Below are 20,008 nucleotides of genomic sequence, written 5' to 3' on the forward strand. Positions count from 1 at the left end.
GCCGGCGTGGCGAAAGATGCCACTGCCGGCCCGCTTTGCTTTGGGCGTTCGGTAGTTTATTCCGGACAACAGCACGGCTAAGCCGCGATTCGACAGATTACGGTCGTGTTTCACTAGGCAAACACCTTATGTATTTGCATCTCATATTGCCAAGGGCAAGATCGCGCCCTATCGTTCGACGAAGTTGATTTCGTCGCGAATTCGAACACGCCATATGCAATCGAAATACATATATTGGCGGCATTAAAAAATCGCAGTTTTTACGCCGTTAGACCTCAAGCATTGGTGTGCCGCGCCGATAACAACTAATTCGTCACCCCGGAGACCGACCATGAGCAGTATCACCGAGCCGAGCGGGAATTCAGGCTCCGCCCCTTTCTTTTCCAAACAGGCCACCGTTGCGAAACCAGGTTTTTCGCGCTGGATGGTTCCGCCCGCGGCCCTTGCCGTCCACCTCTGTATTGGCCAGGCGTACGCCTTTTCCGTGTTCAACGGTCCGCTGACCAAGGTCATCGGCATTACGCAATCCAGCGCGGATGACTGGTCGCTGACCTCGCTCGGCTGGATCTTTTCGCTGGCGATCGTGTTCCTCGGTTTGTCGGCGGCCTTCGCCGGCAAGTGGCTCGAACGCGTCGGCCCGCGCCGCACGATGTTTACCGCCGCATGCTGCTTCGGCGGCGGCTTCCTGGTTTCCGCGCTCGGCGTGTATCTGCATCAGATCGTGCTGCTCTATCTGGGCTACGGCGTGATCGGCGGAATCGGACTGGGACTCGGCTACGTGTCGCCGGTGTCCACGCTGATCCGCTGGTTCCCGGACCGCCGCGGCATGGCGACCGGCATGGCGATCATGGGCTTCGGCGGTGGCGCGATGATCGCCGCGCCGCTGTCCGTGGCGTTGATGAACCACTTCCGCAGCGCGACCAGCATCGGCGTGGCCGAAACGTTCGTCGTGCTCGGCATCGCCTACTTCATCTCGATGACGATCGGCGCGCTCGCGATCCGCGTGCCGCCCGCGGACTGGAAGCCGGCCGGCTGGACGCCGAGCACCACCGGCCAGAACAAGATGATCTCGCGCAATCACGTGCATATCGATCAGGCGCTGAAGACGCCGCAGTTCTATCTGATCTGGCTCGTGCTGTTTCTGAACGTGACCGCCGGCATCGGCATTCTCGGCCAGGCCTCGGTGATGATTCAGGAGAGCTTCAAGGACACGGTGACGGCAGCCGCTGCGGCCGGCTTCGTCGGCCTGTTGTCGCTCTTCAACATGGGCGGCCGTTTCGTTTGGGCGTCGGCGTCGGACTGGATCGGCCGTAAGAACACCTACTTCATCTTCTTCGCGCTCGGCGCGGTGCTGTATTACCTCGTGCCGGGTTTCGCGGCGTCGGGTCATATCGCCCTCTTCGTGCTTGCTTACTGCGTGATCCTGACGATGTACGGCGGCGGCTTCTCCACCGTGCCGGCCTATCTCGCCGACATGTTCGGCACGGCGTTCGTCGGCGGTATTCACGGGCGTCTGCTGACGGCGTGGGCCGCGGCGGGCGTCGCCGGTCCGGTGCTGGTGAACTACATTCGCGCCTATGAAGTCGCGCAGGGCGTCGCCAAGGCGGACGCCTACACGATGACCGTTCACATCATGGCCGTGCTGCTGGTAGTCGGCTTCATCTGCAACCTGCTGATCAAGCGTGTGGACGACAAGCACCACATGTCCGACGCACAACTCGCCAAAGGCGCTTAAGGAGACTCGCATGTCGACCGTTCAAGCAGTGCAGACCAGCAAGGTCAAACTCGCCGTCTTCTGGCTGTATGTGACGCTGCCGCTCGCATGGGGCGTGGTCAATACGCTCTCGCAGGCGATGAAGCTCTTCAAGTAAATGTCGTTCGGCACCCCGTGCGTTCCGACGTGCGGGGTGCCGCTGCAGCGGGTGTCGCTCGCTGACTGTCTAGCGGCGCATTTCAAGCGCGCCGATTTCCCGCCGCCCCGTTACCACTGATACGCCGCACCGGCCGTGACCGCGGTCGTGGCGGAACTGATGCCCGCGCCGAGCTTCACCTTCAGACTCTGCGTGACGCGCGCCGACAGCCCCACCGCCACCGCCTGATACCCCTTGTAACCGGCCGTTCCGACGCCGATGGCGAGGTTCTTCGTGGCATCGACTTCGGGGATCGACGTCAGCGCCAGCGCCGACGCCGTTCCGGAATAGGCGTTGCGCGCCATGTCGCTCAAGCCCCCCTGGAACTGCTGCATGTTGACGGCGTCGGTTGGGCCCTGCCCGGCGGCGACGTTGGTGATGCGGCGCTCGCTGCCGGACGAGCCTACCGAAACCGTGTTCGTCACATCGGCCACCGAGCCTTCGCCGATCGCCACCGAATTCGGCGCCGATGCTTTCGAGCCGCCGCCGATCGCCACAGAACCGTTGCCGATTGCCTGCGCCGCTGTACCGGAACTGTTGACGGCAACGTAGGGACTGCCGGTGGTCTGGTTGTTCCGCACCACGTTGATCTGCTGACTGAGCGTGCTGACAGTCTGGTTGGTGTTCCAGAGTTGCGCTCCCGTCACTGCATCGGTACTGGTGGCCGATAGTGTGCCGTCCTGCAGATTGGTCAGTTGGACTTTCGGGGCATTGGCCGCCACGCCGCCGAGCGTGATCCTGTCATGCGCCGAGCTGTCGTACTGGACCGCATTCGCGACCGCGCCGCCAAGATTGCCAACGGTGGTCTGCAGACCGGAAATATCGCTGCTGTTCTGCGTCACACGGCCATCCAGGTTGGTGATCGCGCTGCCGACATTGTTCACGACCGTGCCGCCCACGCTATACGACGGTGCCGAGACCGAACCGTCCGCGTTGACGGTTGCCCCGCCGCCGAGTGCCACCGCCGTGCTGGCCGCCTGCGCATACAGTTGCGAGCCGTTGACCGCGTCGCTGCTGGCAGGACTGACCGCGCCGGCCGCCACGCCTGTGATGACGCGATGGCCCGCGGTGCCGGCCATATTGACCAGCTTGCCGTCCGTCACCGCACCGACATTGATGACGCGCGACACGGGGTCCTGCGTGACCATGCCGATACCGCCAGTCTCCATGCTCTGCTGCAAGGTACTGAGGCCATTGTCGAGCGAGCCGAGCGCGTCGCCGACGGTGGTTTGCGTGCCGCCCTGCACGTGATAGCTTGGGCCGGTCAGCGAACCATCGGCGTTGATCTGCGCGCCGCCGCCCAGCGCGGCCACCATCGGTTTGAACTGGCCGAGATTGACCGCTGATGCGTCCGTGGTGCCCGCCGCAATGCCCGTCAACTCGCGGGCGCCGCCGGTGCCGGTGAAATCGACGCGGGCGCCGTCCGTGTCTTTCGCCACGGTGAGATTGCGCGAGGTCTGATCCTGCTGAACAAGCCCGATCTCGCCGTTGGTGATCTGGTTCGTGATGTTGCTCACGTCGCCTTCGATCGTCGTGGTGCGCTGATCGAGATTGCTGATGCTTGTCGTGTTGTCGGTGACGCGCTGGTCGAGGTTGCTGATGTTCGTCGTGTTGTCGGTGACGCGCTGATCGAGATTGCTGATGTTCGTCGTGTTGTCAGTGACGCGCTGGTCGAGATTGCTGATGTTCGTCGTGTTGTCAGTGACGCGCTGGTCGAGATTGCTGATGTTCGTCGTGTTGTCAGTGACGCGCTGATCCAGGTTCGTAATGCTGCCGGTGTTCTGCGCGACGGCCTGATTGGTGGCGAACAGCTGCGCGCCGTTGACGGCGTCCGAACTGCCGGCAGCGAGGTTCGCGGCGCGCACATTGGTGAGCCGAACCGGCGCGGCAGCGCTGCCTAACGTGACGCTGTCGTGTGAGGTCGAATCGTACTGAACGGAATCGGCGCTGGCCTGAGTACTGGTGGTGACGACGGCCGCTAGCGCGGAGCCGACATCGTTGTATATCCTCCCACCGACCTTATAGACGGGCTTCGCGATCGTTCCGTCAGCGGCAACGTCGGTGCCGCCTCCCAGCACGCCCGCCATGCCCTTCAACTGCGAGACTGTGACGGCATCGCTGCCCTGGGTGCCGGCCGCGACATTGGCGATCTGCCGTTGCAGCGTGGCGCTACCGACCGAGACGGTATTCGCACGGTCCGCGGAGGAGTCCGCACCCAACGCGACCGAGCCCGCCGCAGTGGCCGTCGCGCCGGAACCAAACGCGATTGCCTTCGTGGCGGCCTCCGCGATAAAGGCGCCGCTACCCGCCGCGATCGAGTTCGCCGCGTTCGTCTGGACGTTCGTCCCGATAGCCAGCGCATTGACGTTCTGTACGGCTGCGTTATAGCCGATTGCAACACCGTTCTCTGCAAAATAGTTGCTGGTCGCGCCGGCGCCCACCACCGTCGCATTGGATGCCAACGCAGCGGCTCCTGCGCCGACGGCGGTCGTATTGACCCGCGCAGCGCCGGAACTCGTGCCGATTGCGAGCGCGTTAGTGTCGATGGCCGTCGCACCGACGCCGACCGCCATCGCGTTTTCACCTCCCGACGCGGAGGTCGTCAAAGCGGGTGTGGTGAACTGACTGACGGCAATGAACTGGGTGACGGGTACGGGATCGGTCAACGCAACAGTTGCAAGCGTTAGCGTTTTTGGACGGCTCAGGTTGGAGTCGGGCGTTTGACTGACAGTCGCCAGATCGGCGGCATCCCATTCGACAGGCGCATTCATGATCGGGTTGGGCGACTCGCCGGCCGCCCTCGCAGGCAAAGCCATCACCAACGTCCCAAACAGACTGGTACCGGCGGCTACCAGCGCGCCATATCCCGCCACCCCTCGCCCACCACGGTTTTTCGCCATCTCGGACGCCGCCGCGCATGTACGCGTCGTGCTACGCCATTCGATCTTATAAGACTTGCTCAACATTCCTCCCAATCTTTTATAGAAGATCCACGCACCAGGATTTTTACTATGTCATCCTAACTATTTAACGCGATCCAACAGAAAACTAAGACAGCGTTATTACCTCGTTACGACACAAAGTCGCCGCACACAAATATACCGTGTAAAGCGATTTTTTAGCTTATATTGGAAAAAAGGCATAACCCGTTTAAGACTTAAAATGCCAAACGTCTTATATCGCGCTCGTTATTTTTAGGCATTTCTAAGCAGCGATTTGGACCTTTCCGAAATCAGCGCACGCGACAGTGCTAATTCCTGTCGAAGTTCTCAGACAGGACGAACGTCGACGAAAATGAGTCTACCCTCGGCAGTCAAACGGAAGTCATACAGGAAAACTACACGTGAAGAGACGTGAACTGATACAGCGGACCGTGCCGCGTTCAAGCAGATCGATCAGCCGCCCTCGGCCTCGAGGCGCATCGGAAAACTGATCTCGAAGATCGTCCCCTCGCCCTCCTGCGAGTCGAAACGAATCTCGCCCTGCAGCACCCGGCACAATTCCTTGACGATCGCGAGGCCCAAGCCCGCGCCTGGAATGTCCTCATCCGTGGCGCGCTCGAACTCCTTGAATACGCGCTCCCGGTCCGACGCGCCGATGCCCACGCCCGTGTCCGACACACGCAGGCGCCAGCGATCGTTTTCCGTCGCCGTCATGCTCAATTCGACCTGGCCCGCCTTGGTGTATTTGGCCGCGTTGGTCAACAGGTTGAGCGCGACCTGTTTGAGTTTGAGACGGTTGGAGACAACCACATCCAGCGCGCCGTCGAAGGCGGTCAGCAGCCGCAGCCCTTTCGCTTCGATCGCGCTTTCGCACGAAATCACCAGTTCGTCGAACAGCTCGCGCAGCGCGAAGCTTTCCAGCACGAGCGGACTGTCGTCGCCGAGCACCACCGAGTATTCGACCAGTTCGTCGACCAGCGTTTTCATATCGGCCGCCTGACGGTTCGCCAGCGCGAGCGCCGTCTCGACTTTGGCCGGCGCGCGGCTGATCAGCTGCAGCGCCATTGAAAACACATTGAGAAAGTTGCGCAAATCGTGCACGACGCTGCGCGTGATCTGCATGCGCGACTCGTACAGATCGCCGACCAACTGTTGCTTGAGCGTCAGTTCGTGGTTGGCGCGCTCGAGGCGCCCGGTGTAGTCGTCGATCTTGCGGTCGCGCTCGTTGACGACCTCGCGGATCGAGGTCAGCGTGACAAAGCTCACGGCTTCGTCGATGAAATGCCGCGCCCGCTCCTCATGACGCCGCGTGAAAAACGGCCGCGCCTCGCTGAATTCGACGATCGCGCCGGTCAGCATCTGCCGGAACAGATCGAGCTCGCGCACCAGTTCGTCGATCCGGTAGCCTTGCTTCCAGCGCAATTTGCCGTGCAGACGCGCGTCGTGTTCGATCGCGCTCTCGACCTGGTCCATATCCTGGCTCTCCAGCACGCTGCAGATTTCGTCGAGGATATTCGGGACATGATCGGCCAGTTGCTCGTAAGTGAGCCGGTCGGACTCGGTCAATTCTGCGTCGTGAAAAACGGCCTTCATCCAGCGCTCGGTCAGTTCGACCTGTTGCAGGCGCAACTGTTTGGCGAAAGCGGAGAGCGGCAGTACGTGCGAATCTGTCATGTGGGAGACCTGGCGCCGCGTGGCGGCGAAAATAGGTGTTCCGCGCCGCCCCAAGGAGACTTCCTTCGGGACGCACTCAACGCGACCGCATGGACGGCAAACCGCGCTCAGGAGGCAAAGGGTGAGCGCTGCGCAAGCCGCCCGGGCGCCTCCAGTATGCGCGATTTACGGAACAAAAATTAACCAGGGTTAGGACCTGTCCGAACCGGCGCGTCCCGCAGAAACAACTCCGCGTGAACATCGCCCGCGAGCATCCCCTTGCGCGACACTGCGCCGCCGCTTCAGACCTTCTCGAACAGCACGTCCTGCGCGCCTTCCCACAACACCTTGGTGCCGAGCTCACGCAGCTTCTCCTTGCCTTCGACGATCGTCAGGAAGTGGTTGCCCGCGAGTTGCCCCATCTTGCTCGCGAAGCAGCACGAACCGTACGCGAGAATGATCTCGGTTTCGCTGTAGCCGCCGGGATAAAACAGAATGTCGCCGACCGACGGATGGCTCGTGTGATTCTCGAAGCCGACCGCCGCGCCGTCGTTCTCGAGCTTAAAGTCGCCGAGCGGCACCCAGCAGCCTTCGCCGCTCCAGCGCACATGAATGAGCTTTTGCCGGTACGGCAGGAGCTTGAGGAAAGCGGCCACGGTTTGCGGCGCGTCCGGATGGGTTTCGGCGGTAAAGACATGGCCGCAGGAGGTGATTCGGAGTCGGGTCATCGCCAGGTTTCCAGTGTGAGGGTGAATGGAATGGTCGGTCGGAGGTTTTGACGAAGGGCGGAAGCTAGGCCGCAGGCACATGATTCTGTCGTCCGATGCAAGGCTTCGACAGATACAGTTCCGGTTCGGCTGGTCAGGCCAGTTGGACCAGTGCCGACGGTTTGAGCGAACAACGCCCGGCAAGCCACATCGGCACGTCCATGCCAGGTCCAACCGCCTGGCCGCCACGAAACTTCGTAGTTTGCAAGCCGCGCAATGCGCAGCACACTGCGCGATGTGCGTGATTCCCCCAAAGCGGCTCATCGGACTGTACATTGCCGCGAGCCAGCCCTGCATGCGGTCGGAGGCAAGGCGGCAGGACTGCCCGGCGGCGCAAACGGCGAGGCTCCGGTGCCCTCATGCGGCTGCGTCGAACCGTTAACCGTCGTCCCGCCGCTGCCTGCTGACCAGCCGGCCACTTCCAGCCGCGCAATCCGTACTTCAGCCGCGCAGCCGGTAAGCGAGCGGCGTCACGCCGTAGCCACGCTTGAACTGCACGGAGAAATGACTGGCATTCTCGAAACCAACCGCGATCGCAATCTGCAGCACGGTCTGATCGGTGGCACGCAATAGCCGCGCTGCTTCCTCAAGCCGCAATCGCGATACGTACTGATGCGGCGTCTCGCCGGTCTCGCGGCGAAACACCCGCGCAAAATGGAAACTGCTTAGCCCCGCCTGTGCGGCCAGTTCGCTGATCGCGAGATCGCCGTCGAGATTGGCGCGGATGTAATCGGTTACACGGTGGATCCGGCGCGGCACGAGGCGTTGCGGGCGCGCCGGCGTTCCGGCCGACGCAGGGCGGCCGCGCGCATAGTGCTGCAACAGATGCGCGGCGAGCGCGTGAACCAGCGCATCGACATACAGACGCGAGTCGGACGGATCGGCGGCGGCGCGATGCAAAGCGGCAAGCATGGCGGCGATCAGCGGATCACGAAACTGCATCGCGTCGCCGAGCGACAGCTCGCGGGAGCCGCCAAGCTCCATCTGATCGGCGACGCTCTCGATCAGGCTGCGCTCGAGGTGCAAATGGACGGTCGACAGCGGCTCATCGCTGATCGAGCGCCAACGCCACGAGATCGGCGCGGGCGGCACGAACCAGAGGTCGCCCACGCGCAGATCGGCGCTTTCCCAGCGCCCGTTCAGGTTGCGCTCGAGATGCTCGGCGCCGCTCGCGAGGGTCATCAGCGTGAGGTCCTGCAAGCCGGGCGCTTCCAGCAGTTCCTGCTCGTTCGGTTCGAGATACGAGCGCAGCACCAGGTGCCGCCACGGGCGATTCACGCTCGACACCAGTTTCTGGCCCGCCATGTAGCGGTCGTAGGCGAGCGTCGTTGTGAGTTTTGGAATTCGTACCATCACGTCCATTCCCAGGGAGGTGCCATATGAAGAGTGAACCCTGCCATGCCCGCGTTGCCGATCCTCTGTCGGAGCAAGAACTCAAAAATGATAGCAAGGAACCGGCTACCGCAATTTCTGGAAATAGCTAATCATTCAGGTTGTCGTCTTTCACGCGTTTCGAACGCCGGAGCTACCGTTTCATGGAACACGAATGCGATACGCTGCCGCACTGGTTGACCGGTTCGCCGCAAGGTGAAGCCGGGCACGCGTCGGCAGCATACAACTCGGCGGTTGCCGCCCAACCGGCTTACCCGGCCGGCACGCGGCAACTCGAGAAATCAGCCCACGCGGCTGAAGCATCCAGGGCACCCAACCGCACCGCAACAGGCGTGGCGCCCGCAGGCTTTCTCACGCTCTTCACCGAGGAGGAGATCGGCACGCCCTCGCCCGCCGCGCGGCGCGCCGCACCCGTCATCAGTCCGCTGGTGCGCTTTGGCAGCGCGCAGGACCGCATCGAATTCGTGCGGCAGCGCATCAAGCAACTGGGCTTCGACTCGTTCAGCTATTCGGCCACGCGCACGTCGGCGCATCACAAGACGATGTTCGTGCTGACCAGCTACGAGTCGCATAGCTGGCTCACGCGTTATTTCCGCGAGCGTTATTTCGAGCTCGACCCGCGCGTGGCGCTCGCGTCGCCCACCGGCCTGCCGTTTCTCTGGAATACGGCCGACATGCGCGCCGACCTGCCGCGTGCGCAAATGCGCAGCGAAAGGCTCGGCGGGCTGATCGACATGCTGGAAGTGACCGGGCGCAAAAGCGGCATTCTCACGCAAATGCCGCTGCCGGAACCGGAGCTGAGCGCGAGCTTGTGCTTCAACTCGGAGATCGGCAATCCGCGCTGGATGACCGAGTCGATCGTAGCGGAAACGCTCATGTTCGCGCATACGATCCACGAATTCATCTGGACGCACGCGAAGAGCGTGATCGGCATCGCGCCCGCGCAGCAACAGCGCGTCACGTTGAGCGAGTTGCAGCATGCGGTGTTGAAGGCGGTCGTGCAGGGTCAGCGGGATAAGGAGATTGCCTACTTTCTCGGGCTGTCGCCGCATAACGTCGATTACCACTTGCGGCGTTTGCGGCAGTTGTTCAACGTGCGCAACCGCGTGCAGTTGATCAATGTCGCTCAGGCCTATGTGACGTAGAGGCTGGTGTCGTGGCCGGCACGCCCGTTGCGGCGCCGGCCACGATGTGAGCTTCACGAGCGCCTTCGTGAGGGCCTACGCCGCTCTCCGCATACGGCTAATCACGCTCCACATCGCACGCGGGTTGACGTTCAAAAAACTGAAGGCTTACCCGTGGCCCAGGTGCCGATGATCTCTTCGATTGCGCGCGCCGCGCAAAGCAACGCCGCCTCGCCACGCGGCTTGCCGACGATCTGAATACCGACAGGCAGCCCGCTCGCGCTCATCCCGCACGGAATCGCGATGACCGGCATGCCGGTGAGCGTCAGCGCATACGTGATAGCGAGCCAGTCGATGTAGGTCTCGAAGTGCTGGCCGACCGCATCACGAATATCCCGGGCTTCGACCGGGAATGGCAGCACGATCGAGGCCGGACAGATCAGCACGTCGTAGCGCTGCAACAGCGCATTCAGCTTGTAGAAGAGTTCCGCGCGCGTGCGCTGCGCCGCGCGCATCGCGCGATTATCCAACTGCAGACCAAACTCGATATTCCAGATCACGTTGGGATTCAGCACGTCGCGATGCCGCGCCAGCACGTCTTCGTAGTTCGTCGCGTAGGCAATGCCGCGTAGCGTGTGGAATGCCTGCGTCGCCGCGCTCAGGTCGAGATCGCTTTCCTCGACGCTGACGCCATCCGTCGACAGCCGTTCCATTGTCTTGCGGCAGATCGCCAGAATTTCCGGCTCGACGGTGGCGATGCCGAGTCCTTCGCTGAATGCAACGCGCGCTGGGCGCTGTGGCCGGCGCGCATGGTCGAGGAACGAGGTCGCCGGCTCACGCAGCGACAACGGCGCGCCGTCGACTTCGCCGCACATCGCGTCGAGCAGCAGCGCCGCGTCGGTGACGTTGCGCGCCATCGGGCCGTGAATGCCGAGCGTATCGAAGGGATTGGCGAGCGGACCGTACGACACGCGGCCCGGTGACGGACGCATACCGACCACGCCGCAGAACGCGGATGGCGTGCGCAGCGAACCCGCCAGATCGGAGCCCTGCGCGACCCACGCGGTGCCCGACGCGAGCGCTGCCGCCGCGCCGCCGGACGAACCGCCCGCTGAACGCGACAGGTCCCACGGATTGCGCGTCACGCCGAACACGCTGTTATACGTATGTCCGCCGGAGCCGAACTCCGGCGTGTTGGATTTTGCGTAGACCACGCCGCCGCGTGCTTCGAGCAAGGTCACGCCGGCATCCGACGTTTCCGGCACACGGTCGCGGTAAACCAGCGAACCGCGCGTGGTGCGCACGCCGGCCACATCGGTCAGATCCTTGATCGGCACCGGTAGGCCGCACAGCAAGCCGCGTTCGGCCACGGGCTTCTTCAGCAGAGCATTGGCATGAGCATGAGCGCGCTCGAAACACAGCGTGGGCAGCGCGTTGACCTGCGGCTCGACGCGCGCCGCCTGCGCGGCGAGCGTGTCGAGCAAATCGTGCGGACTCACCGCTTCTTCACGCAACAGATCGACGACTTCGCACGCGCTACGCTCAATCAGACTGAAATCGACGGACATAATGGCTATCGGCTCCGTGTTGGGGACGTCCGGCAGTGTCGCACGACACGCGCCCTGTCAGGACTTGAGCCGATAACCCGTCTTGAAGATCCACGCAACGATCAACAGAAACACCGCCAGAAAAAGCGCGGTCATGCCGAGGCTCACCTCGACATTCACGTCGGCGAGACCATAGAAGCTCCAGCGAAAGCCGCTAACCAGATAGACGATCGGATTGAACAGCGTCACGACCTTCCAGAACGGCGGCAGCATATTGACCGCATAGAAACTGCCGCCCAGAAAAGTCAGCGGCGTGATGATCAGGAGCGGCACGAGTTGCAACTTCTCGAAGCTATCCGCCCAGATGCCGATAATGAAACCGAGCAGACTGAATGTGACCGCCGTGAGCACGAGAAACAGGATCATCCAGAACGGATGCTGCACTTGCAGCGGCACGAACAGGCCCGCGGTCGCGAGAATGATCAGCCCGAGCAGAATCGATTTGGTGGCCGCCGCGCCCACATAACTCACGACGATTTCCAGATATGACACCGGCGCCGACAACAACTCGTAGATCGTGCCGGTAAAGCGCGGAAAGTAAATCCCGAACGACGCATTCGAAATGCTTTGCGACAACAGCGACAGCATGATCAAACCCGGCACGATGAACGCGCCGTAACTGATGCCGTCCACTTCCTTGATGCGCGAACCGATCGCCGCGCCGAACACGACGAAGTAAAGCGAAGTCGAAATCACCGGCGCGATGATGCTTTGCATCAGCGTGCGCCAGGTGCGCGCCATCTCGAACTTGTAGATCGCGCGAATCGCGTAGATGTTCATTGGTTACCTCGGAGCAGGCTGACGAAAATGTCTTCGAGCGAACTTTGCGTGGTGTGCAGGTCCTTGAAGCGGATGCCGGCGTCGTCGAGCGCCTTGAGCAGCGCGATGATGTCGGTGCGTCCGCCCTCGCCTTCGTAGGTGTAGATCAGCTCGTTGCCGCCCTTCGCGACGTCGAGCCCGTAGCCCGCGAGCGAGGCCGGCACTTGCGCGAGCGGGCTCTCCAGTTGCAGCGTCAACTGCTTCTTGCCGAGCTTGCGCATCAACTCCGTTTTCTCTTCGACCAGCATGATTTCGCCCGCGCTGATCACGCCGATGCGGTCGGCCATTTCCTCCGCCTCGTCGATATAGTGCGTGGTGAGGATGATCGTCACACCGCTCGCGGCGAGCGAGCGCACCAGCTTCCACATATCGCGGCGCAGTTCCACGTCCACGCCGGCGGTCGGTTCGTCGAGGAACAGCACACGCGGTTCGTGCGAGAGCGCCTTGGCGATCAGCACGCGCCGTTTCATGCCGCCCGAGAGCGTGATGATCTTGCTATCGCGCTTTTCCCACAGCGACAGGTCACGCAACACCTTTTCGACGTACGCCGGATTTTTCGGCTTGCCGAACAGCCCGCGGCTGAACGAGACGGTGGCCCAGACGGTTTCGAAGGAGTCGGTGGTCAACTCCTGCGGCACGAGGCCGATCAGCGAGCGCGCGCCGCGATAGTCGGTCGCGATGTCGCGGCCGTCCACCGTCACGCTGCCGGTGCTGGCGTTGACAATGCCGCAGATGATACTGATCAGGGTCGTTTTGCCCGCGCCATTCGGCCCGAGCAAAGCGAAGATTTCCCCGCGGTTGATCGCCAGATTGATGTTTTTAAGGGCATGAAAACCAGTGGCATAGGTTTTCGACAAGTTCGTGACCGAGACGATTGGCTGCATGGAATCGACGATGGCAGACACCGTTGTTTGATTAGAGGGAGCGATGTTAAAGCGCAATCGCACCCGCAATGTAAAGGAAAGTGGGAAAGCGTGCAGCGTATCGCGGCAGTGCGCCGGAAAAGCGTAGGGTCGGGTCTCGGAACGAGGTGCGCCGAGGCGGTGTGGCAAAACGCGCAAGCCATCCGGTTTCGCTGCAGTGCAAAATAGTTCGGCTTCCAAATCGGTTTGGTCACGCGACGCCGGGAACGCCTCATGCTCGATTCCCAGCATGCTGGCGCGTCCGTCCCGGTCAAGCGAAAGGCTTACGCGAGGCACACCGCTTGCGCGGTCCAATACATGTGAGCGACAAGCGCTTGCGTGACATCAAACCGACTCTATGGAGGTTGAACCATGAAACGCATTACCAGGACTATTTTCGCTTCGGCGCTCGTGATGGCTTTGTCCGGCGGCGCGTATGCGCAAGCAGGCGGCGGCGGTGGCGCCGGCGGTGCGGGTGGTGGCACGGGCGGTGGCGGCACGGGCGTGGGTGCGGGCGGCGGCACGACCGGCGGCGCGGGTGGGACTGCCACACCGGGCGTGGGCGGCGGTTCGATGAAAAGCCCGGGCGAGTCGGGCTACGGCTCGCCGGGTGTGACCGGCACCGGCGGCGGTATGGGCACCGGCACCGGGGCGACACCCAATAGCCCGTCGATGAACCGCTCGAACAGCGGCATGAGCAATGGCCTGAATAAAGGCACCAACAAAGGCATGAGCAACGGGACCGGCAATGGCATGAACAACGGTGCCGGCGGCACGATGCAGAACGGCCAGTAAAACAGGCTTGATTGGATTGACTGGTTCAGTTTCGAACGGGGCGGCGGCGCTGATGCAAGGCATCGCCGCCCTCTTTTTTTGAAGCGCAGATCACGCACGCGGGTCTTTCCCCTCGCGAGGCATTTTTTCAAAAACTACCGCTCACGGCTCCGCGCAAACAAAACTACCGGCCAGATTCACATTGCCCTTGCCGATGTAGCGCGGAAACAGCGGATAGCGGCACAGCGGACGTGAGCGCCCGTTGGTCGCCGCCGCGATATCGGTTGCCGTCAAGGTCTCGGGCGATGCCCCGCGCGTCACCCAGTTATCGAGCGCGCCCAGCAGATCGACCGACGGAATGAACACGCCGCTGCCGTGCTGGAATCCCGGCACCATGTACAAACGCATGAAACTATTGACCTGGTCGATACCGAACCGGTCGACCAGTTTGTCGTAATAGGCGATGGTCTGGTTCGGGCTGATGACTTCGTCGGCGAGGCCTTGCAGCGTGATGAGCTTGCCGCCGCGCGCGATATAGCGCGTGAGATCGGGGTTCATCGCGCCGATCGTCTGCGACAGCGCGACGAGTTGCGCGCGATATTTGCCGGGGTGTTGCGGGTCGAGCCTGAGCGAGTCGAAACCGGCGTCCCGCGCGACGAAATAGCGGATATAGCCGTCGCCTTGCGCGAACAGGTAGCCGTTGGCGAAGAAAGTCGGCACCTGCAAGCGCTCCGGCTGATGCGCAAGGCCGAGCAGCCCGGTCAGATGCGTGCCCTGAAAAATGTTGTAGCCGCGGTAGCCATCGACATCCCATGCCAGACGGTACGGCAACGAGAGCCCGTCGCGCATCACGAGCAAGGTGGAGAGCTGCGTGTCCGTCAGGCATTCATCGTGAGATGGCGTGCGTCCGCCGCAGCGCAGCGACTCGATGATCTCCGCCTCGTGCTCACGGCACGCGGCGACATCGCTGACAATGCCGTCCGCCGCGCCGTCGAGCCGGTCGCACGTGGCGAGCGTGCGTTGATAGACGTGTTCGAGCAGCATCGGTGAAATGAAGCCGCCGGGCGTGCCGTATTCCGCTTGCCCGAGTTTCACGCCCAGCAGGCGCACGCCCGTAAAATTGAGCGCGGGCGAATTGGCGATCACCCCGTCGTAGTCGTCGGGATAGCGCTGCATCACCGTGTAGCCTTCGCGGCCGCCGGTCGAGCCGCCGGCGAAATACATGCGCTGCGGCGGCCGTCCGTAGGCGCGGGCAATCAGCGCAAGCGCTGCATCGTGCGTTTTCTTCAGATGCGCAAAGCCGAAGTTCGTGACCGCCTCGTCGACGAGGCCAAACACCGCGACCGATGAATCGCCGACATGCCCCGAATCGTCGCCGAACGTCGCGTAGCCTTGCGCGAGCGGCGCGCGGTTCGGCGAAAACGGCATCACGCCGGTGCCGCTCACCACCACGCCGTTATATCCGCCGCCGCCGATCTGCAGCGCGCGACCGTTCCAGCGGCGCGGCAGATTCAGATCGAAACGGATATCGGGCGTGGTGGCGTTGAACCCTTTGATGCGGCCGGTGATGCGGCAATACTCGCCGCCTTGCTGATTGCCGGGCGCGGTCGCGCTCACCATCGCCGCGCTCTCGATCTGCACGCCGGCGGTCGGCAACGCAATGAGTTCCGGCTGCAGAACGGCGCCCGCCAATTCCGCGCAGCGCATGGCGAGCGGCGCTTCCTTGAGCGCGGCGTGCGCCGGGTGAGCGGCAAGCCACACCATCGCGCCGACAACCTGGATGACCGCGCGCGAATCTCGCGCGAGACGCGCACGGCGCCGGCGCGACCTCATCCGTAACCCGCGCCATTGGCAACCGCAGCCGACTTCTGCCCTTTCCAGCCGTTCCAGCCGCGCGCGATCATCAGCACGGCGCCGATCGCGACGAGATCGCCGCCGAGTCCGATCAGCACGCCGCGAAAGCCATGAAACATATGCGGCGTCGCCGTATCGACGATCAACGAAACCAGTGTGCCCGCAACGAAACACACGAGCCCCGTGCGGCCGACGGTGACCACGGCAGGCAGCCGCCGCGCGAGCCACGCGATACTGCCCATGCGCACGAACTGCGCGGCGAGCCAGGCAATGACGATGAAGTTGATCACGCGGTCAGGAGACAGATTCTGTTTAAACGCGCCGGGCAAAGGTTGCGTCAGCACGAAAAGTTTGACGACAGCGAACGCCAGCACCGCGACCACGGCGACTCGCGTGAACCAGCGCGCCGTACGGGTTGCGTGAAAGCGCTCGCTGATGGGCTGCACCCGGCAAACAATCCCGAGTACGAACATCAGTTGCCATGCAAACGGATTAAAAGCCCAGTCGGCCACGTCGTCAATGCTGAATAATGCGGCCAACGGCCGGGCCAGCGCCCAGATCAGCAAGCTCAGGCTTACCGCCGTGAGCGACGAACGGCGCGCCAGCGGCACCGCGAACGGCACGCTGAGCGCGAAGATCACGTACATGGGCAACACGCTCGACAGATAAGGCTGGCGCCGCAATAGCATGATATCGAACGCTTCGCGCAGCGGTTGAACCGCGAAAGGCGGCCAGCCGGTCAGGTCGACCATGGGACGGTTCAGATTCAGCGTGGCGAGAATGGCGCCGGACAGCAGCGTCAATATCGCCGTCAACAGATAGGCACGGTAGATTTCCCAGCAGCGCCGCACAAAGCGCATCTTCGCCGCGGTCTCGCCGCGGCCCGCGAGCACCGCCGTGTACGCCGCCGCCGACGCATAGCCGCCGAGAAACACGAACACTTCCGCAGAATCGCACAACGCGTAGGCATGCAGCATCAGATGCGACAGCGCGCTGCCTGGAATGTGATCCAGCACGATGACGATCAGCACGACGCCGCGGAAGAAGTCGACTTCGATCGAACGCCCTCCAGGAGGACTTCCACCGGGGCGGCCGCGAAGGGTTTCCATTCAGGTTCTCGCAGGAGAGACGCACGCATGCCGCGCGTCGTTTTTCGTAGGAACATCACAACATTAAAACGTTCCCAGCGAGCCTGTGCGGTCCGCCCGCGCGCGCTGACAACCTGCCTCTAATTTCAAATCGCGTGGCGGCGATTTGAAATTACGTTGTTGGCGTGCGGTAATACTGAGTCATCACGTCTTCGGTTCGCGGCAAGATTTGCGGCATTAACTCGCCGGACGCGCATGCGCTCGGTAATCAGCGCGGAAAATAAATCGCTGGATGCTATGCGCGATTTTTTTTGCTTTTTTTCATCGTAGGATGGTTTCATGCACGCCCGTCGGAGCTCGCGCGTTTCGCGCGATGCCACCTTTCGACGGCGGCCACTCATGTGGACCGGACACGCGGCCGGCCGATCCGCGATCGGCCGACACGCCGAGCGTCATTGCGACGCCTTCTATTCGCCACGGCCGACCCGAGCGTCACCGATGCGCGCCGGTCCTTCCACTACCGCCCAGAACGGCTGCGCTGCGCGCGCCGCCTTCGCACTGGAAGACGACCACATGAACCACAGAATTGCCGGCTTCGACGGATTGCGCGCGATCGCAGTCCTGATGGTATTTTTTCAGCACCGATTGTTCGGCGACATCGGCGAGATCGGTCATCTCGGCGTATGGATCTTTTTCGCGCTGAGCGGTTTTCTGATCATCGGCATTCTTGCCGCGCAACGCGCGCGCATTGAAAGCGGCGCCAGTCGATTCGGCGCTGAATTAAAGCGCTTTCTGTTTCGCCGTACCCTGCGCATTTTTCCGATTTACTACCTGATGCTGGTGGTGATGTGTGTGCTGATGGCATTCGGCATGGCGAGTCCCGAACTGGCGAGCGGCATGCCGTTTCATTTCGCCTATCTGTCGAATATATGGATCGGCTCCGTGCTGCACTATTGGCCAGGGCGCTACTCGCATTTGTGGAGCCTCGCGATCGAAGAGCAGTTCTATCTCCTGTTCGCGCCGCTCCTGTTGTTGCTTGCCGCACGCCGGCATCGCGCGGTGTGTCTCGCGATCATCGCGGCCGGGCTTGTTTCGCTGCTCGCCATGCGCGCGGCGCATTGGCAGGAAATCACCATTTACACGCACCCGCTGACGAACTTCTGGTTGCTGGCGTTGGGTGGCATTGGCGGCTTGATGATCGCGGGACAAGCGAGCCGCTTGCGAGGCTGGCTCGGGCACGGCGCGACGCTCTTCGCGCTGAGTCTCGCGCTGGTGGGCTTCTGCGCGACCGAACCGATGTGGAGCGAGGTGGACAGTGCGCTGCTGTTCACCCTGGTCAATGCTTCGTACGGCGTGTGCATCGCGGCGCTGGTGTGTTCGATTGCCTGCTGCCGCAACGCCGTCGTGATCGGCCTGCTGGAAACGGGCTGGCTGGTGAGCTTCGGGCGAATCAGCTATGGCTTTTACCTCTATCACAACCTGATCCCCGACCTGACTCGCAACCATCACGCCGCGGCGCTCTTCGGCGGCACGGTGCCTGTGTGGGCGCACGTCGTTGGCATCGCCGGGTCGTTTGTCATTTCGCTCGGTATGGCGATGCTGTCGTGGCGGTTGATCGAAGAGCCGATCCTTCGTTTGAAGACGCGGCCTGCGCCGGCGGCGGCCACGACGCCCACTCACGCGTACACGTCGACGCCGACGCCGCCCTCGCGTCGTGAGCAGGCGGAGCATTCGTCGAGGAACGAAAGCGCCGCATCGGACGCGGTCTGACGCCACCCGCGCATTACGTTTTGCCTGCATGCGGCGCCAGCGAGAGCACGGTATCATGCGGCCTCACTGAGCCGGCTGCTTCCGATCTTGCGTGACCCGCGGACATCGAACTGGCCGAACGATAACAACAAGCCACCGCCCGCGCGCTGTCCGGTCCATCCGAACCGCGCGGCCGGCTCGCGGTTTCCAACACGCGCTGTCCAACCATGTCTCATTTCACTTTCGCCGGCGGCGTGCTTGGCGCGGGCCTGCAGGCGCTCAACCTCTATGCGTTGCTCGGCATCGTTGCCGCGCTCCTGCTGGGCGGAATGGTCAAGGGCGTGGTCAGCATCGGCGTGCCGCTCGTGGCCATGCCGATCCTGAGCCACTTCCTGCCGATCAAGGAAGCCGTTCTTCTGCTGTCGATGCCGATCATCCTCGGCAATATTCCGCAGGCGCTCGAAGGCGGCGAACTCCTGCCGACCGTCAGGCGCATCGCCGCGCCGTTGATCGGCACGGTGATCGGCAACATCGTCGGTGTGACCGTATTGATTTCGCTGGCGCCGCATCGCGCGCAAGCGGCCGCCGGCGCCTTGCTGATGATCGCAGCACTGCTGTTGCTCGCCTCGCCGCGGCTGACGCTCTCGCCGACGTGGGCCAAGCCGGCCGGGTTCGTACTTGGATTCGGCGCGGCGTTGATGGAAAGCATTGCTTCGGTGCCCGGCCCCTTGCTCGCAATGTATCTGATCGCCACGGGCGCGACGGGCAAAGCATTTACGAAGCAGATCGCCATCATTCTGGTGGTGTCGATCATCACGCTCGTCGCGACGTTCAGCGGCGGAGCGCATGCCAGTTGGACGGACCTGGCCATCTCCGCCTGCGCGAGCGTGCCGGTGATCGCGGGCATGCTGCTGGTGCGGCCCTTGCGCGACCGCTTGCCGCCCTCCGCGTTCCGGATTCTGGTGCTCGTGTTCGTAGTGGCCGCCGCCGCGCAGATGATCTGGAAATCCGGCGTTCTATAAGGATCGCACCGTCAGCGCGCGTTCGAACTGGGCCGTGGTACGCGCATTGCTGCACAACGGTGTACCCCCAACCAACCGGAGAGCCCGTCGTGGCAACCATGGCCAATTCCCCGAACGAGCAAGAGCACGAGCCCGCGCGAAAGCCCGAGGAAGACCCCGGCAGGCCGCCCACCGAGGTTTCCAAACCGATCGGCGATGCGATCCCCACGCCGGTCGAACCGGGTCTCGATCAACCGCTGCCCAAAAAAGGCGAAACACTGCCGCCCGCTGACGACGACGACGGCGAGGCACTGGGCGACACCGAGACGCCTCCGGGCGTCCCGGAGCCCGGCCCATCGGATTTCGCGTAGCTGGTGCGGCCAATAAAAAAGCGGCGCCATAACTGGCGCCGCCCATTGTTTGCGA

Annotated in this window: 17 protein-coding genes; 7 read left to right on the forward strand and 10 right to left on the reverse strand. The window is 62.8% G+C overall.

The window, feature by feature from the left end; all coding sequences use genetic code 11:
* Positions 1-331 precede the first annotated feature (331 nt).
* Together BPHYT_RS29930 and BPHYT_RS29935 are read left to right on the forward strand one after the other, a co-directional pair.
* Complete coding sequence (locus BPHYT_RS29930) at positions 332-1,735, forward strand: L-lactate MFS transporter (RefSeq protein WP_012427876.1); 1,404 nt, start codon at positions 332-334, stop codon at positions 1,733-1,735.
* A gap of 10 nt (positions 1,736-1,745) precedes the next feature.
* On the forward strand, positions 1,746-1,871 hold the full coding sequence (locus BPHYT_RS29935; protein ID WP_012427877.1) for an MFS transporter small subunit: 126 nt from the start codon (positions 1,746-1,748) through the stop codon (positions 1,869-1,871).
* A 110-nt stretch (positions 1,872-1,981) separates the two neighbouring features.
* Here the strand turns inward: BPHYT_RS29935 and BPHYT_RS29940 are convergent, their stop codons facing one another.
* The 4 genes from BPHYT_RS29940 to BPHYT_RS29955 form a co-directional block, all read right to left on the reverse strand.
* On the reverse strand, positions 1,982-4,726 hold the full coding sequence (locus tag BPHYT_RS29940) for a YadA-like family protein (protein WP_238535685.1): 2,745 nt from the start codon (positions 4,724-4,726) through the stop codon (positions 1,982-1,984).
* A 579-nt stretch (positions 4,727-5,305) separates the two neighbouring features.
* Entirely contained in the window at positions 5,306-6,526 is a 1,221-nt protein-coding gene (locus BPHYT_RS29945) for a sensor histidine kinase (RefSeq protein WP_012427879.1), read from the reverse strand.
* 281 nt (positions 6,527-6,807) lie between these two features.
* Positions 6,808-7,233, reverse strand: coding sequence for a DUF3830 family protein (locus BPHYT_RS29950; protein WP_012427880.1), 426 nt, complete (start codon positions 7,231-7,233; stop codon positions 6,808-6,810).
* Positions 7,234-7,713: 480 nt separating this feature from the next.
* Positions 7,714-8,625, reverse strand: coding sequence for a helix-turn-helix domain-containing protein (locus tag BPHYT_RS29955; protein WP_012427881.1), 912 nt, complete (start codon positions 8,623-8,625; stop codon positions 7,714-7,716).
* Between the two features lie 182 nt (positions 8,626-8,807).
* Here BPHYT_RS29955 and BPHYT_RS29960 point away from each other — a divergent pair, with 182 nt between their 5' ends.
* Complete coding sequence (locus BPHYT_RS29960) at positions 8,808-9,809, forward strand: helix-turn-helix transcriptional regulator (protein ID WP_012427882.1); 1,002 nt, start codon at positions 8,808-8,810, stop codon at positions 9,807-9,809.
* A gap of 131 nt (positions 9,810-9,940) precedes the next feature.
* On the opposite strand, the gene BPHYT_RS29965 is transcribed toward BPHYT_RS29960, so the two are convergent.
* Genes BPHYT_RS29965 through BPHYT_RS29975 form a run of 3 tightly spaced genes read right to left on the reverse strand, consistent with a single transcriptional unit; the run spans position 9,941 to position 13,098 of the window.
* Positions 9,941-11,356, reverse strand: a complete 1,416-nt coding sequence (locus BPHYT_RS29965; protein ID WP_012427883.1) for an amidase — start codon at positions 11,354-11,356, stop codon at positions 9,941-9,943.
* A gap of 57 nt (positions 11,357-11,413) precedes the next feature.
* Entirely contained in the window at positions 11,414-12,175 is a 762-nt protein-coding gene (locus BPHYT_RS29970) for an ABC transporter permease (RefSeq protein ID WP_012427884.1), read from the reverse strand.
* Positions 12,172-13,098 carry an ABC transporter ATP-binding protein gene (locus BPHYT_RS29975; protein WP_012427885.1) on the reverse strand — a complete coding sequence of 309 codons (927 nt, stop codon included), beginning with the start codon at positions 13,096-13,098 and terminating at the stop codon, positions 12,172-12,174. The genes BPHYT_RS29970 and BPHYT_RS29975 overlap by 4 nt, the downstream gene beginning before the upstream one ends.
* Positions 13,099-13,488: 390 nt before the next feature.
* Between BPHYT_RS29975 and BPHYT_RS38840 the strand changes: the two genes are divergently transcribed.
* Complete coding sequence (locus tag BPHYT_RS38840) at positions 13,489-13,911, forward strand: hypothetical protein (RefSeq protein WP_012427886.1); 423 nt, start codon at positions 13,489-13,491, stop codon at positions 13,909-13,911.
* A gap of 141 nt (positions 13,912-14,052) precedes the next feature.
* Here BPHYT_RS38840 and BPHYT_RS29985 read toward each other — a convergent pair whose 3' ends face one another.
* From BPHYT_RS29985 to BPHYT_RS38400, 3 genes are all read right to left on the reverse strand, one after another.
* Positions 14,053-15,654 carry a tannase/feruloyl esterase family alpha/beta hydrolase gene (locus tag BPHYT_RS29985; RefSeq protein WP_407669303.1) on the reverse strand — a complete coding sequence of 534 codons (1,602 nt, stop codon included), beginning with the start codon at positions 15,652-15,654 and terminating at the stop codon, positions 14,053-14,055.
* Between the two features lie 65 nt (positions 15,655-15,719).
* Positions 15,720-16,853, reverse strand: coding sequence for an OpgC domain-containing protein (locus BPHYT_RS29990; protein ID WP_012427888.1), 1,134 nt, complete (start codon positions 16,851-16,853; stop codon positions 15,720-15,722).
* A gap of 125 nt (positions 16,854-16,978) precedes the next feature.
* Positions 16,979-17,173, reverse strand: a complete 195-nt coding sequence (locus tag BPHYT_RS38400) for a hypothetical protein (RefSeq protein WP_148225162.1) — start codon at positions 17,171-17,173, stop codon at positions 16,979-16,981.
* A gap of 232 nt (positions 17,174-17,405) precedes the next feature.
* On the opposite strand from BPHYT_RS38400, the gene BPHYT_RS29995 reads away from it, so the two are divergent.
* From BPHYT_RS29995 to BPHYT_RS30005, 3 genes are all read left to right on the forward strand, one after another.
* Entirely contained in the window at positions 17,406-18,602 is a 1,197-nt protein-coding gene (locus BPHYT_RS29995) for an acyltransferase family protein (RefSeq protein ID WP_041759744.1), read from the forward strand.
* 206 nt (positions 18,603-18,808) lie between these two features.
* Positions 18,809-19,603: a sulfite exporter TauE/SafE family protein gene (locus tag BPHYT_RS30000; protein ID WP_012427890.1), complete on the forward strand. Its 795-nt coding sequence runs from the start codon at positions 18,809-18,811 to the stop codon at positions 19,601-19,603.
* 89 nt (positions 19,604-19,692) lie between these two features.
* Entirely contained in the window at positions 19,693-19,953 is a 261-nt protein-coding gene (locus tag BPHYT_RS30005) for a hypothetical protein (RefSeq protein WP_012427891.1), read from the forward strand.
* The last annotated feature ends 55 nt before the right edge of the window (positions 19,954-20,008 follow it).

This window comes from Paraburkholderia phytofirmans PsJN, assembly GCF_000020125.1.
Lineage (GTDB): Bacteria > Pseudomonadota > Gammaproteobacteria > Burkholderiales > Burkholderiaceae > Paraburkholderia > Paraburkholderia phytofirmans.

Excerpts from the sequence above, each read along its gene's own strand:
- BPHYT_RS29930 (WP_012427876.1), top strand. The coding sequence starts at position 332 with ATGAGCAGTATCACCGAGCCGAGCGGGAATTCAGGCTCCGCCCCTTTC.
- BPHYT_RS30000 (WP_012427890.1), top strand. The coding sequence starts at position 18,809 with ATGTCTCATTTCACTTTCGCCGGCGGCGTGCTTGGCGCGGGCCTGCAG.
- BPHYT_RS38840 (WP_012427886.1), top strand. The coding sequence starts at position 13,489 with ATGAAACGCATTACCAGGACTATTTTCGCTTCGGCGCTCGTGATGGCT.
- BPHYT_RS29940 (WP_238535685.1), bottom strand. The coding sequence starts at position 4,726 with ATGGCTTTGCCTGCGAGGGCGGCCGGCGAGTCGCCCAACCCGATCATG.
- BPHYT_RS29960 (WP_012427882.1), top strand. The coding sequence starts at position 8,808 with ATGGAACACGAATGCGATACGCTGCCGCACTGGTTGACCGGTTCGCCG.
- BPHYT_RS29990 (WP_012427888.1), bottom strand. The coding sequence starts at position 16,853 with ATGGAAACCCTTCGCGGCCGCCCCGGTGGAAGTCCTCCTGGAGGGCGT.
- BPHYT_RS29955 (WP_012427881.1), bottom strand. The coding sequence starts at position 8,625 with ATGGTACGAATTCCAAAACTCACAACGACGCTCGCCTACGACCGCTAC.
- BPHYT_RS29970 (WP_012427884.1), bottom strand. The coding sequence starts at position 12,175 with ATGAACATCTACGCGATTCGCGCGATCTACAAGTTCGAGATGGCGCGC.
- BPHYT_RS38400 (WP_148225162.1), bottom strand. The coding sequence starts at position 17,173 with ATGAAACCATCCTACGATGAAAAAAAGCAAAAAAAATCGCGCATAGCA.
- BPHYT_RS29950 (WP_012427880.1), bottom strand. The coding sequence starts at position 7,233 with ATGACCCGACTCCGAATCACCTCCTGCGGCCATGTCTTTACCGCCGAA.
- BPHYT_RS29975 (WP_012427885.1), bottom strand. The coding sequence starts at position 13,098 with ATGCAGCCAATCGTCTCGGTCACGAACTTGTCGAAAACCTATGCCACT.
- BPHYT_RS29995 (WP_041759744.1), top strand. The coding sequence starts at position 17,406 with ATGAACCACAGAATTGCCGGCTTCGACGGATTGCGCGCGATCGCAGTC.
- BPHYT_RS29935 (WP_012427877.1), top strand. The coding sequence starts at position 1,746 with ATGTCGACCGTTCAAGCAGTGCAGACCAGCAAGGTCAAACTCGCCGTC.
- BPHYT_RS29965 (WP_012427883.1), bottom strand. The coding sequence starts at position 11,356 with ATGTCCGTCGATTTCAGTCTGATTGAGCGTAGCGCGTGCGAAGTCGTC.
- BPHYT_RS29945 (WP_012427879.1), bottom strand. The coding sequence starts at position 6,526 with ATGACAGATTCGCACGTACTGCCGCTCTCCGCTTTCGCCAAACAGTTG.
- BPHYT_RS29985 (WP_407669303.1), bottom strand. The coding sequence starts at position 15,654 with ATGGTGTGGCTTGCCGCTCACCCGGCGCACGCCGCGCTCAAGGAAGCG.